This window comes from Bradyrhizobium sp. NP1 (assembly GCF_030378205.1).
Lineage (GTDB): Bacteria > Pseudomonadota > Alphaproteobacteria > Rhizobiales > Xanthobacteraceae > Bradyrhizobium.
On record NZ_CP127385.1, the window covers coordinates 4,197,800 to 4,211,521 of the forward strand.

At 66.4% G+C, this 13,722-nt stretch carries 8 protein-coding genes; 1 reads left to right on the forward strand and 7 read right to left on the reverse strand.

The window, feature by feature from the left end; genetic code table 11:
• Positions 1-56: 56 nt before the first annotated feature.
• The 5 genes from QOU61_RS20240 to QOU61_RS20260 form a co-directional block, all read right to left on the reverse strand.
• Positions 57-977, reverse strand: a complete 921-nt coding sequence (locus QOU61_RS20240; RefSeq protein ID WP_289652967.1) for a DMT family transporter — start codon at positions 975-977, stop codon at positions 57-59.
• A 51-nt stretch (positions 978-1,028) separates the two neighbouring features.
• Positions 1,029-1,901, reverse strand: coding sequence for an NAD(P)-dependent oxidoreductase (locus QOU61_RS20245; RefSeq protein WP_289652968.1), 873 nt, complete (start codon positions 1,899-1,901; stop codon positions 1,029-1,031).
• Positions 1,901-3,029 (reverse strand): peptide chain release factor 2 gene (gene prfB, locus QOU61_RS20250; RefSeq protein WP_289652969.1). Its coding sequence is split into 2 segments (ribosomal slippage): positions 1,901-2,959 and positions 2,961-3,029, totalling 1,128 coding nucleotides; the frame shifts between segments, so codons are not numbered across the junction. Before prfB ends, QOU61_RS20245 begins: the two co-directional genes overlap by 1 nt.
• Before the next feature lie 98 nt (positions 3,030-3,127).
• Positions 3,128-5,605, reverse strand: a complete 2,478-nt coding sequence (locus QOU61_RS20255; protein WP_289652970.1) for a penicillin-binding protein 1A — start codon at positions 5,603-5,605, stop codon at positions 3,128-3,130.
• Positions 5,606-5,792: 187 nt separating this feature from the next.
• The gene (locus tag QOU61_RS20260) at positions 5,793-7,064 is read right to left on the reverse strand and encodes an N-acetylmuramoyl-L-alanine amidase (protein WP_289652971.1); all 1,272 of its coding nucleotides are present in this window, start codon (positions 7,062-7,064) and stop codon (positions 5,793-5,795) included.
• 822 nt (positions 7,065-7,886) lie between these two features.
• Here QOU61_RS20260 and QOU61_RS20265 point away from each other — a divergent pair.
• Positions 7,887-10,976, forward strand: a complete 3,090-nt coding sequence (locus tag QOU61_RS20265) for an Rne/Rng family ribonuclease (protein WP_289652972.1) — start codon at positions 7,887-7,889, stop codon at positions 10,974-10,976.
• A 67-nt stretch (positions 10,977-11,043) separates the two neighbouring features.
• Here the strand turns inward: QOU61_RS20265 and dctA are convergent, their stop codons facing one another.
• Positions 11,044-12,369, reverse strand: a complete 1,326-nt coding sequence (gene dctA / locus QOU61_RS20270) for a C4-dicarboxylate transporter DctA (protein WP_289652973.1) — start codon at positions 12,367-12,369, stop codon at positions 11,044-11,046.
• A gap of 136 nt (positions 12,370-12,505) precedes the next feature.
• The gene (locus QOU61_RS20275; protein ID WP_289652974.1) at positions 12,506-13,693 is read right to left on the reverse strand and encodes a pyridoxal phosphate-dependent aminotransferase; all 1,188 of its coding nucleotides are present in this window, start codon (positions 13,691-13,693) and stop codon (positions 12,506-12,508) included.
• Positions 13,694-13,722 lie beyond the last annotated feature (29 nt).

The following is a 13,722-nucleotide window of genomic DNA, read 5'->3' on the forward strand; positions in this document are numbered from 1 at the left end:
TGGCAAGCCCGGTGTTTTTCGCACGGTGCCGCCGGATCAACGCAGTTCCGCCGGGATCAGCGGCGCAGGAGCGCGAGCACGCGACCGTCGATCAGGAGTAGCGCGCTCGCGATCACGGCGGCGCCTATGATCTCGCGCGCGGCGATCGGCTCGCCGAGCGCCAGCGAGCCAAGCAGGAGCGCGGTTATCGGGATCAGCAGCGTCACCAGCATGACGTTGGTGGCCCCGGAACGGCGCAGGATCTGGAAGAAGACGAGATAGGCGAGCGCGGTCGACAACGTTGCCAGCCCGATCACCGCGAGCCACGTCGTGGCGCCCGGCATCGGCAGCCGCCAGGGCTGCTCGATGACGCCCGCGACCGGGATCATCATCACGGCCGAGGCCATCATCTGGAAGGTCGCGGTCGCAAGCGGCGGCGATGTCGCAAGATGCCGGCGCGCATAGAGCGCGGCGAGCCCATAGCTTGCCGCCGCGGCGAGGCAAAGCAGGATGCCGAGGCTTTGCCGGCTCTCAAAACCGAGGGCGTCACCGTGCAGGATGATCACTCCGATCAGGCCAATGACGATCCCGGCTGCGCGGCGCCCGTTCAGCCTCTCCTCGCCGGCGATCGCCATCACCGCCAGCGTGAACAGCGGCGTGGTCGCGTTGAGGATGGAGGCAAGCCCGCTGGTGACGATGGTCTGCCCGGTCACGATCAGCGAGAACGGCAGCACGTTGTTGAGAAGCGCGATGGCGAAGAATGGCCGCCAGGCCGGCCAGGACCGCGGCAGGCGGAGGCGATAGAGCGGCAACAGCGGCGCGAGCAGGAGCGCCGCAAGCACCACGCGCAGCAGCACCACCGTCAAGGGCGGCAGCTCCCGCACGATCACACCGTTGAAGAAGAACGAGCCGCCCCACAATACCGAGAGTACGGCAAGCAGCGACCAGTCGCGGGCGTCGATCGCGCCGTCCTTGTCCAGGGTAACGGCTGTCGTCATCCCGCCATGGTCGCATCGGCCAGGCGGATCGCCCACCCGATTTCCGTTTGCCTATTTCGGCCGCGACACGATCTCGATCATCTTGCCTTCGTCGTCGTCGGGGGCGTGCGCCTTGGCCCGCTCGTAGGCAGCAACCGCGGCGCGGCCCATCAGCGGCTCGCTCGACAGCAGGCTCTCGGCAAGCGCGACGGCGTAGGCGGCATCCTTGTGGCGCAGCGCGGCGGTGAAATTGGCCCCCGCAAAATTGCGCGCCGCCATTCGCCTGGAATGGCGGATCACCTGCGGGCTTGCGGCGACGCCGGTCTCGATCGCCTCCACGACCTGCTTCATGTCGAGGCCCGCCTGTTCGGCGATCGCAAGCCCTTCGGCAACGCCAGCGATCTGGATCGCGCCCATCAGATTGTTGATCAGCTTGTAGATCGTGCCGTTGCCGACGCCGCCGAAATGCCTGATCGTGCTGGCAAGCGGCGCGAGATAGGGCTGCGCGCGGTCGAGATCGGCCGCATCGGCGCCGACCAGGAGCGTCAGCTTGCCGGCGGCCGCGGCGTCCGGCAGGCCGGTGACGGGGCTGTCGATATAGATCAGGCCGCGGCCCTCGAATTCGCGCGCCATGTCGAGCGCGTGGGCGTGCGAGACCGTCGAGCATTCGATCGCGAGCGTGCCGGCTTTCATGCTGTTCGCCGCGCCGTCCTTGCCGAGCCAGACCCGGCGCGACGCCTCGTCGTCGGCGACCATGGTGACGACGGCATCCGCATCGATGGCGGCATCCTCCGGCGAGGTCGCCCAATGCGCGCCGCGTGCAATCAGGTCTTCCGCCTTGGACCTGCTCCGATTCCACAGCGCAACGGTAAATCCGGCATCGATGTAGCGGCGCGCCATGCCGTGGCCCATGCGGCCGAGCCCGATGAACGCGATGCGCGTCATCACTCGACATCCTCGACCGCGCCGGGCGTGCCGAAGGCGCGCTGCGCCAATGTCGCAGCCATGAACTCGTCGAGGTCGCCGTCGAGCACGCCTGACGTGTCGGATGTCTGCACGCCGGTGCGCAGGTCCTTCACCATCTGATAGGGCTGCAGCACGTAGGAGCGGATCTGGTGGCCCCAACCGATATCGGTCTTGGCGGCCTGGTCGGCGGCGGCCTTCTCCTCGCGCTTCTTCAGCTCAATTTCGTACAGACGTGCGCGCAGCATGTCCCAGGCCTGCGCCCGGTTCTTATGCTGCGAGCGGCCAGCCTGGCAGACCACCGCAATGCCGGTCGGGATATGGGTGAGCCGCACCGCCGACTCCGTCTTGTTGACGTGCTGGCCGCCGGCCCCGCCCGAGCGCATGGTATCGGTGCGCACGTCGGATTCCTTGATGTCGATCTTGATGCTGTCGTCGATGACCGGAAAGATCGCGACCGAGGAAAATGAGGTGTGCCGCCGCGCGTTGGAATCGAACGGCGATATCCGTACCAGGCGGTGCACGCCGGCTTCCGTCTTCAGCCAGCCATAGGCGTTATGGCCCGAGATCTGGATGGTGGCGGATTTGATGCCGGCCTCTTCACCCTGGGATTCCTCGAGAAACTCAACCTTGAAGCCGTGCTTCTCCGCCCAGCGCGTATACATGCGGAGCAGCATCTCGGCCCAGTCCTGGCTTTCGGTGCCGCCGGCGCCGGCATGCACTTCGAGATAGGAATCCAGCCGATCGGCCTCGCCCGACAACAGCGCCTCGAGCTCGCGCCGCGCCACTTCCTTCTTCAGGTTCTTCAGCGCGGTTTCGGCCTCCGCGACGACGCCCTCGTCGTTCTCGGCCTCGCCGAGCTCGATCATGCCGACATTGTCCTCGAGCTCACGCTCGACCTTGCCGATGCCGGCCAGCGCGTCCTCCAGCGAGGTGCGCTCCTGCATCAGCTTCTGGGCCTTCTGCGGATCGTTCCAGAGATTGGGATCTTCGGCGAGCTTGTTCAGCTCGGCGAGGCGCGCCGTCGATTTCTCGACGTCAAAGATGCCTCCTCAGCAGCCCGACTGACTGCTTGATCTCTTCAACTAGGCGTTCGACTTCGGCGCGCATGGTCTCGTCTTGGCTGGCTTGCGATGATGAAGGCGGATGTAGCGGCGCGCGGGCAAAAGCGCAATCGCCCCACCGCCGCCTTGAGGCTTTTCCGTCAACTAATACAGGCTGCCGGTGCCCGGCCGCATGATCGAGCCGGCATCGGGCGTCACGCCCTGCGGCATAAGGGTGCGGCCGTCAGCGTCGGCCACGTAGCTGCTATCCGGCGGCGCCGTGCCCGGCTTGAAGGCTTCCATGATCGTCCGCCCGGTATCTCCGGGACCGACGCGCATGCCGGACTTGGCATCGACGCGGATCAGCTTGATCCCGGCAGGAATCTTGAAGGGGACCGGCGGTTTGTCGGCGAGCGCCAGTTTCAGGAAGTCGCGCGCGATCGGCGCGGCGAGATGGCCGCCGGTCGCGGCATTGCCACGGCCGAGCGGGCGCGGCTTGTCATAGCCGAGATAGATGCCGACCACGATGTCGGGCGAGAAGCCGATGAACCAGGCGTCCTTTGCCTCGTTGGTGGTGCCGGTCTTGCCGGCGATCGGCTTGCCAACCTCCTTGACCGCGGTCGCAGTGCCCGCCTGCACCACACCTTCCAGCATCGAGGTCATCTGGTAGGCGGTCATGGCGTCGAGCACCTGCTCGCGCCGGTCGACGAGCTGCGGCTCGGTCTGGTTCTTCCAGCCGCCGGGCGCGTCGCAGCCGCGGCATTCGCGCGCGTCGTGCTTGAAGATGGTGTGGCCGTAGCGGTCCTGGATGCGGTCGATCAGGGTCGGCTTCACGCGCCGTCCGCCATTGGCGATCATGGAATAGGCGGTGACCATACGCATGACAGTGGTTTCGCCGGCGCCGAGCGCATAGGAGAGATAGTTCGGCAATTCGTCATAGACGCCGAAGCGCTTGGCGTATTCGCCGATCAGGGGCATGCCGATGTCCTGCGCGAGCCGCACGGTCACGGTATTGAGCGACAGCCGCAGCGCGTTCCGCAGGGTGGTAGGACCCTGGTACTTGCCGGACGAGAAGTTTTCCGGGCGCCAGACGCCCCCGCCCTGCCCCTGGTCGATTTCGATCGGGGCGTCGACGACCTGAGTCGACGGCGTATAGCCGTTGTCGAGCGCGGCCGAGTAGACGATCGGCTTGAACGACGAGCCGGGCTGCCGGTAGGCCTGGGTTGCCCGGTTGAACTGGCTCTGGTCGAAGGAGAAGCCGCCGACCATTGCGAGCACGCGGCCGGTCCAGGGGTCCATCACCACCATCGCGCCGGACACTTCGGGCAACTGCCTCAAGCGGTACTGGCCTTCGACCGGGCTGCCGTCCTTGAACAGCGGGTCGGCATAGATCACGTCGCCAGGCGAGAGCACCTGCGAGACCGCGGTCGGCGCGCGGCCCTTGGATTTGGCCCACTTCACGCCTTCGAGCGCGATCAGGCCGGTCTGCCGCTCCTTGCTGACGGCGCCGCCGAGCTCGCGGCCGGGCTGGAAGCCGATGCGGGCGGACTGGTCGCTGGTCTCCAGCACCACGGCCATTCGCCATGGCGAGATGTCGGACAGCGACTTGACGTCGGCGAGCTTGACACCCCAATCGCCGGAAATGTCGAGCTTGCTGACCGGACCGCGCCAGCCCTGCCCTTCGTCATAATTGACGATACCGGCCGCCATGGTCTTGCGCGCCATCACCTGGACCTTCGGATCGAGCGTGGCGCGGACCGAGAGGCCGCCTTCGTAGAGCTTCTTCTCGCCATAGCGCTCGAACAGGTCGCGGCGCACTTCCTCGGCGAAATATTCGCCGGCGAAGGTGTGCGCGCCGTTGGCGCGGTTGGTGACGTTGAGCCCTTCCTTGCGCGCCTTGTCGGCGTCGGCCTGCTTGATCCAGCCGTTTTCGAGGAGGCGGTCGATCACGTAGTTGCGGCGCTCGATGGCGCGGTCGCGGTTGCGCACCGGGTGCAGCGCCGCCGGCGCCTTCGGCAGCGAGGCGAGATAGGAGGCCTCGGCGATGGTGAGCTCATTCACCGACTTGTCGAAATAGACCAGCGAGGCCGCCGCGATGCCGTAGGCGCCAAGCCCGAGATAGATTTCGTTCAGATAGAGCTCGAGGATCTTGTCCTTGGAATAGGCGCGCTCGATGCGCATCGCCAGCAGCGCTTCCTTGATCTTGCGGCTGAACGACACCTCGTTGGTGAGCAGGAAGTTCTTCGCGACCTGCTGGGTGATGGTGGAGGCGCCCTGCGGGCGGCGGTTGGAACCGTAGTTCTGCACATAGAGCAGCGCGGCGCGCGCCATGCCCGAATAGTCGATACCGCCATGCTCGTAGAAATTCTTGTCTTCGGCGGCGAGAAACGCGTTGATCACGAGCTTGGGCACCGCCTGGATCGGCAGATAGAGCCGCCGCTCCTTGGAATATTCGCCGAGCAGCGAGCCGTCGGAGGCGTGCACGCGCGTCATGACCGGCGGCTCGTAGTCCTGGAGCTGCGAGTAGTCGGGCAGGTCCTTGGAGAAATGCCAGATCGCGCCGGCGACCGCGGCGACGCCCACCAAGAACACCACGGTTCCCGCGGCAAACAGGAAACCCATGAACCGCACGAGCAAGCGCATTACCGAAGTTCCGTTCCTACCCTTAGCACCGCTGTCCTGCGGCCCCTCAGCTCAAACCAGCCCCGGCGAACCTGACGGACCACGCGATATGAGCCTGCAATATCCTGGCTTTAAGCCGAATCCTCAACGATTCCGAACAGCTTGCGCCTCCTTATAGGGCTGCCGCTGTGGCCAAACTAGGGCTTCCTCATTTGTCCGGCGAGGCGGTCGCCAGCCGCTTCGCCAGGAAAGTGTCGATCGCCTGCGCCATCGAAGCTGCGGTCTTGGCCCGCCAATTGTCCGAAACCAGATGTTCGAGGTCGCCCTTGTTCGAGACATAGCCGAGTTCGACCAGAACTGAAGGCACGTCGGGCGCCTTCAGCACCCGGAAGCCGGCGGACTTCAAGGGGTGCTTGTGCATCCGCGCCGCAATCTTCATCTCGTTCATCAATAGCCGCGCGAACCGGTTTGAAAAGGTGCGGGTTTCACGCTGGGCCAAATCGATCAGGATGTCCGCGACCTCGGTCGGCTCCTCGGTGAGGTTGACGCCGCCGATCGCATCCGCCCGGTTCTCGGTCTCCGCGAGGCGCTCGGCTTCCACGTCGGATGCCTTGTCGGACAGCGTATAGATCGTGGCGCCCTGCGCATCGCCCTCCCGGCGCGGCAGCGCATCGGCATGGATCGAGACGAACAGCGCCGCAGACTGGGCGCGCGCGATCTTCACCCGATCGTTCAGGGGAATGAAGGTGTCGTCGCTGCGGGTCATCACCACGCGATATTTGCCGCTCTTCTCCAGGCGTTCGCGCAGCGCGAGGCCGAAATTGAGCACCAGGGTCTTTTCCGTCTCGCCGTTCGACTGCGTGCCGTTGTCGAGTCCACCATGGCCGGGATCGATCACGATCACCGGCCGTGGATCCGCCAGCTGCGCGGCTGGCGCGGCAGCGGCGGGCGTGGCGCCGGCCTTGGCGTCAGCGATCGCGGGCCGCAGCTCGGGCTTTGCTTCGCCCGAGCCCTGATTGAACGTCGCCTGGTCGACGGCCTCGAACTCGAGCACGAGCCGCGGCGGCTGCCCATTGGCGGCTTCAAGCATGGTGGAACTGGCGATCCTGGCAGGCCCCGTCAGGTCGAACACGATCCGGGAACCGCCCGGCATCACCAGCCCGTAGCGGAACGCCTTGATCAGCCCCCGCCCAGTCGTGCCGATTCCCGTCGGCAGTCGGAAATCGATCTGGGGGATGTCGACCACGACCCGGTAGGGATCGCCGAGGGTGAAGGCGCGGAACTGGACCGCCTGGTCGAGGTCCAGGATGAATCGGGTCTGACTGGCATCACCCGCCAGCCGTGCTTCGGAGGCGACAGGAAAGTGCGCGATCGGGGCCGTCTGCGCCTGCGCGGGACCGAAAACACCACCGCATACCAATGCTGCGGCGCACAAGAGCGCACAGCCCAGCAAGACAGGTTGAATTGCGCGGCTTGCCAACGAATCCCGGCCTCCCAGCGGTCCGATTCTGACATTCGCTCCCCACCGGGGAGGCACGTTTGCGAATGTCGGAATCAAAAGACCACCAGCAAATCATTGATGCTAATGGAGCTTTGACGTTCGCACTAAGGGCGGCAAACGGGTGGCAGACGTCAAATCCGCACCATTGGCGGCCCCTTCTACCGCATTAGAACCGCAGGGTTAACCGGTGCTTACCGGGGTTGCCAAAAATAAGCACAGGAAAAAGCGCCAGTGTTGCAGCACGGCGACGCTTCCCTTGCACGGGCCGGCCAATCCACGTATGTACGGGGTGCTGACGGCTAGTTACTCCGGTTGTGTCGCATTCAGCTTCCCGGTGCAGCGCCGGAACCCCTGATGAGGGCAGTTCCAGCGTCTTTCCGCCCCAGGCCAGCGCCGTGCGCGGCCCGTGAGGCGGTTCAGAGCCCGAGCGGCGTCCGATCCCAGGCCTTTCGTACCGGGGACGGCTTTGACAGGCGACACGGCTTCCTAAAGGCCGAGACTGACAGGCCCGAATGTCGTCAGCGCCAGACCCGGCGGCCGTTACCTGCCGCCGACGTATTCAGACGGGCCGACGCTCGATGCGCCAGACTGAGTTGCCGACCAGGATTCCCGGACCATTCGCGACGCTGCGGAGCCAAGGCTCTGCGCGCCGCGCTGCTCCGTCGGGATCGTGCTCGGCGCGGCGCCGCGGCTTGCGTTTTGGCCTTCCCCTCACCCCCGAATCAGGTGGACCGTCGCGTCCCCCGGCGGCGCGATGCGCGCTCATAGCCGCAAGCGACCGCCGCCTCCAAGAGTTCCAAAATGCCCAACAAGATGTTGATCGATGCCACCCACCCGGAAGAGACCCGGGTCGTCGTGGTCCGCGGCAATCGCGTCGAAGAGTTTGATTTCGAGACCGCCCAGCGCAAGCAGCTTCGCGGCAATATCTACCTCGCCAAGGTCACGCGCGTCGAACCGTCGCTGCAGGCCGCCTTCATCGAATACGGCGGCAACCGTCACGGCTTCCTCGCCTTCAGCGAAATCCATCCCGACTACTACCAGATCCCGGTCGCCGACCGTCAGGCGCTGATCGAGGCCGACGAGCGCGCCCATCGCGAGGCCGAGGAAGAGAGCGAGAACCGCGCCAGCCGCCGCCGCTCGCGCCACCGCAACTCGCGCCGCCGCGACCGCGGCGAACGCATCCAGAGCGAAATCGTCGACGGCTCGCCCGCGCGGGCGCAGCCCTACGAGGACCGCGCCCCGGCGTACGCCGAGCATGCGGCCGAAGGCGAACATCACGACCACGATACGGGTGATCATGACGCCCATGACCATGACGCCCATGACCACGACACCCACGACCACGAGGGCCACGCGCACGAGGCCCATGCCTATGACGACGCGCACCACGACGACGACCATCACGACCATGATCACCATGAATCCGAGGCCATAGCGCCTGCGGCGGCGCATGCCGAGACGCCGGCGGGCGCCGCGGTGGAAGCCTCGGTCGCCCCGACGTCGGAACCGGCGCGCGGCGATCGTGAAGCCGCCCATGCCGATGAAGGCGGCCACGACGAGCAGAGCGAGGCGGAACAGGCCGAGGAAAACGCGGTTCACGCCGAGGACAGTCAGGCCGCATCCGTTGCCGAAGCGCCGGCCGCAGCCGAAGGCGAACTGCTGCTTCCCGTGCCCGCGGGCGAGGAAGCGCACGAGGAGGACGACGAGGAGGAAGAAGAGGAACTCGTCGAATCCGTCGGTGGCGACGACGTGCTGGAGGAGGTGCCGGAGCGTCCCTTCCGTCCGCGCCGCCAGTACAAGATCCAGGAAGTCATCAAGCGCCGGCAGGTGATGCTGGTGCAGGTGGTCAAGGAAGAGCGCGGCAACAAGGGCGCGGCGCTCACCACCTACCTGTCGCTCGCCGGCCGCTATGCGGTGTTGATGCCGAACACCGCGCGTGGCGGCGGCATCAGCCGCAAGATCACTTCCGCCCAGGACCGTTCGCGGCTGAAGGAAGTGGTGCAGGAACTCGACGTGCCCGAGGGCATGGGCATCATCCTGCGCACCGCCGGCGCCGCGCGCACCAAGCCGGAGATCAAGCGCGACTTCGAATACCTGATCCGGATGTGGGAGACGGTGCGCGACCTCACGCTGAAGTCGCAGGCGCCGACCCTGGTCTACGAGGAAGGCTCGCTGATCAAGCGGTCGCTGCGCGACCTCTACAACAAGGAGATCGACGAGATCCTGGTCGCAGGCGAGGCCGGCTATCGCGAAGCGCGCGACTTCATGAAGATGCTGATGCCCTCGAATGTCCGCGCGGTGAAGCTCTACCGCGACCAGCAGCCGCTGTTCTCGCGGATGGGCGTCGAAAGCCAGCTCGACGCGATGTTCTCGCCGACCGTGCAGCTGCGGTCCGGCGGCTACATCGTGATCAACCAGACCGAGGCGCTGGTCTCGATCGACGTCAACTCCGGCCGCTCGACCCGCGAGCATCATATCGAGGACACCGCGCTCAAGACCAATCTCGAGGCGGCGGAGGAAGTCGCCCGCCAGCTTCGGCTGCGCGACCTTGCCGGCCTGATCGTGATCGACTTCATCGACATGGACGAGAAGCGCAACAACCGCTCGGTCGAACGCAAGCTCTCGGATTGCCTGCGGCAGGATCGCGCGCGCATCCAGGTCGGACGCATCTCGCATTTCGGCCTGCTCGAGATGTCGCGCCAGCGCATCCGCGCATCCGTGCTGGAAAGCTCGACCGAGCCCTGCCCGCAATGCGGCGGCACCGGCCACGTGCGCTCGGTTTCCTCGGTCGCGCTGCAATTGCTGCGCGGTATCGAGGAAGTCCTGATGAAAGGCGCGACCCACAATCTGGTGGTCCGCACCCGCACCGACGTCGCGCTCTATGTGCTGAACCACAAGCGCGGTCATCTGCGCGACCTCGAAAACACCTTCAAGGTCACCATCTCGATCGTCGCCGACCCCTCCGTGAGCGGGCAGCAGTCCTATGTGATCGATCGCGGCGAGCAGGTGCATACGCTGGAGGCGGCCAAGGCGCTCCTGGCAGCGCAGGCGGCTGCCGCGCCACCGCCGATGGAAGAGGCCTTCGACGACGAGGAAGCCTTCGACTTCGAGGACGAAGCCGAAGTCGAGACCGAGGAGACCGAAGGCCTGGTCGCCGAGCAGATGTCGGAAGCTGGCGATAATGACGGCGGCGACGGCCATCGTCGCAGGCGGCGCCGACGCCGGCGCGGCCGCGGCGGCGCCGAAGGGCGCGAGGCGACCCAGCCCCGCGACGACGATGCCATGCGACTTGAGTCCGATGTCGGCGCGGAAGCGGCCGGCGAGGACGGCGAGTCCGAGGAGGACGAAGGCGACGAGCAGCCGGGTTTGGCGCGCGGCGACGCGCAGCAGGGCGACCGACGGTCGCGCCGGCGCGGCCGGCGTGGTGGCAGGCGGCGGCGCGTTGGCGGAATGGATGAGGGGCTGGCCGGATCGATCGCCGACGAGCTCGCGCCGCCTCCGGCGCCCGAGGCCACCGATGCGGTTGCCGATTTCGACGGCGGCTCCGGCGAGCCTTCGCCATCAATCGCCCAGCCTGAGCCCGTCGCCCATGCCGCGGCGCTGGAGCAGGCCGAGCCTGCCGCTGCGGAGGCGCCGCAGACGCAGGAGGAAGAGCAATCGGCCCAAGACGAGAGGGCCGCGCGGCGCCGCTCCACCGTGCGCGAGAAGGTGAGCTTCTTCTCCAGTGCGCCATCGGAACCGGCAACTGTGCAGCCCGTCCACAGCGCGGCCGAGGCCCCTGCCCCGACGGCCGAGCCGGAGGCGCCAGCCGCCGCACCGGAGCCGGAAAGCGCGCCGCAAACGCGCCGCGCCGGATGGTGGTCGCGTCGCTTCGGCGGCGGCGGCGAGTAACAGGATCTGCAAAGAGAAAACCGCCCGGCCGACACCGCGCCGGGCGGTTTTGTTTTGGACGACCGGCCTATCCTGTCGTGACAGCGGTCTCGAGGTCGGAGGTGTCGACCTGCTTGTTGAGATTGGCGTGCAGCCGCTCGCGATCGAGTTCGCCCTCCCACCAGGACACGAACACCGTCGCAATGCCGTTGCCGGTGATGTTGGTGAGCGCGCGCACCTCGCTCATGAACTTGTCGATCGAGAACACGATCGCCATACCCGGCACCAGCACCGGATTGACCACCGACAGCGTCGCGGCGAGCGTGATGAAGCCGGCGCCGGTGACGCCGCTCGCGCCCTTCGAGGTCAGCATCGCCACGATCAGGATGGTCAGTTGCTGGCTGAAGGTGAGATCGACGCCGAGCGCCTGCGCGATGAACAGGGTCGCCAGCGTCATGTAGATGTTGGTGCCGTCGAGATTGAAGGAATAGCCGGTCGGCACCACGAGGCCGACCACCGGCTTGGAGCAGCCGAGCCGTTCGAGCTTTTCCATCAATTGCGGCAGTGCGCTTTCGGACGAGCTCGTGCCGAGCACGAGCAGCAGCTCGTCCTTGATGTAGGCGATGAACTTGAAGATGCTGAAGCCGACGAAGCGCGCGATCAGCCCGAGCACGACCACCACGAACAGCGCCGCGGTCGTGTAGAACAGGAGGATCAGGCCGACCAGGTTGCCGAGCGCACTGGGTCCGAACTTGCCGATGGTGTAGGCCATCGCGCCGAACGCGCCGAGCGGGGCCGCCTTCATGACGATGCCGATGACGCCGAACACCGCATGCGCGGTGTCGTCGATGATGTCGCGCAGCCGCGCCGCGCGCTCGCCCATCGCCATCAGCGCGAAGCCGAACAGAATTGCGAACAACAGCACCTGCAGGATGTCGCCGCGCGCCAGCGCCCCGACCACGCTGTCGGGAATGATGTTGAGAACGAAATCGACGGATTTCTGGGCTTCCGCCTGTTTGACGTAGCTGGCGACGGCGGCAGCGTCGGGCTTGGCGGCAAGGCCGTGGCCGATCTGGATGAGATTGCCCATCACGAGCCCGATCACCAGCGCGAAGGTGGAGACCACCTCGAAATAGACCAGCGCCTTGATGCCGACGCGGCCGACCTTGCTGGCGTCCTGGATATGGGCGATGCCGGAAACCACGGTGCAGAAGATGATCGGCGCGATCACCATCTTGATCAGCTTGATGAAGCCGTCGCCGAGCGCCTTGATCCAGTCGTTGGTGGCAAGCCCCGGCCACAGCCAGCCGACGATCACGCCGAGCACGATCGCGATCAGCACCTGAACATAAAGCACCCTGTACCACGGTTTTGCCGCACCAGCCGGCGCGCTGCCCGCGACCGTTGTCGCCATGACCGAATTCCCCCTCTGTTATTTCTGGATCGACCCCGCTCCAGCCGGTGGCGATCCTTTTTCACCGCTCTAGCCAAGATCAATTGGGCAAGCGGTGTCAATGGCGGCCCGCGCCCGGCGGCAGCAGGCGGCCGGTTTATCCAAGCCAGCGTTTGATGCGCGCGACCGCCTCGCGCATCTCGTCGGCCGATCGCGCGTAGCTGAAGCGGATGAAGGCGCGGCCATGGATGGGGTCGAAATCGAGGCCGGGAGTTGCCGCCACATGGGCCTTTTCCAGCATCTGCTTGGCGAATTCGAAACTGTCGGCGGTAAAATCGGAGACGTCGGCATAGAGGTAGAACGCGCCGTCGGCCGGCAGGAACCTGGCGAGCCCGGCCTTGGGCAGGCCCTCGATCAGGATGCGCCGGTTCTCGAGATAGCCGCGCTTGATCGCCTCCATCTCCTCGCGGCCTTCGAAGGCGGCTTCGGCGGCGACCTGCGACAGCGTCGGCACCGAGATCGAGAGATTCTGCTGCAGCCGCTCGATCGGCCGCACCAGGGCCTGTGGCACCACCATCCAGCCGACGCGCCAGCCTGTCATGCAGAAATATTTCGAGAACGAGTTGATGACGAGCGCATGCCCGGAAAGCGCCGCGGCCGTCACCGCGGGGAACGCATAATCGAGACCGTGATAGATCTCGTCGGAAATGAAGCGGATGCCTGCTTCCTGTGCCGCCGTCATCAGGCTCGACAGCGCCTCGCGCGACATCATGGTGCCGGTCGGATTGGCGGGGCTTCCGACCAGAACCCCCTTGAGCGGCTTTTGCCGGTGCGCGGCGAGCAGAGCCTCCCCCGTCAGCGCATGCCGCGTCTCGCTTGTGGTCTCGATCAGGACCGGCTCGCAGCCGAGCGCGGTCAGGATGTGACGGTACGGCGGATAGCCGGGCACCGTCACCGCGACGCGATCACCGGGCTCGAACATCGCGAGGAAGGCGAGGATGAAGCCGCCGGAGGAGCCGGTGGTCACCACGACGCGCTCGGCGTCGAGCGCAAGGCCGTAGACCTCCCGGTAGTGCCGGGCGATCCGCTCGCGCAGCGAGGGGATGCCGAGCGCGCTCGTATAGTCGATGCGCGCCGCCTCGAGCGCCGCATGCGCGGCGGCAATCGCGCGGCGCGGCGCCGGCGCGGCCGGCTGGCCGACCTCCATGTGGATAACCTGCCCGCCGGCTGCCTCGATGCGGGCGGCGGCCGCCATCACGTCCATCACCATGAACGGCGGAACATTGCTGCGGGCGGACGCCGTCACAAGCTGGTGGACGGTCTCGCTTGGTGTCGCTTCGCGCATCGATCTCTGCTATCCCGTCCGGCGCCTGA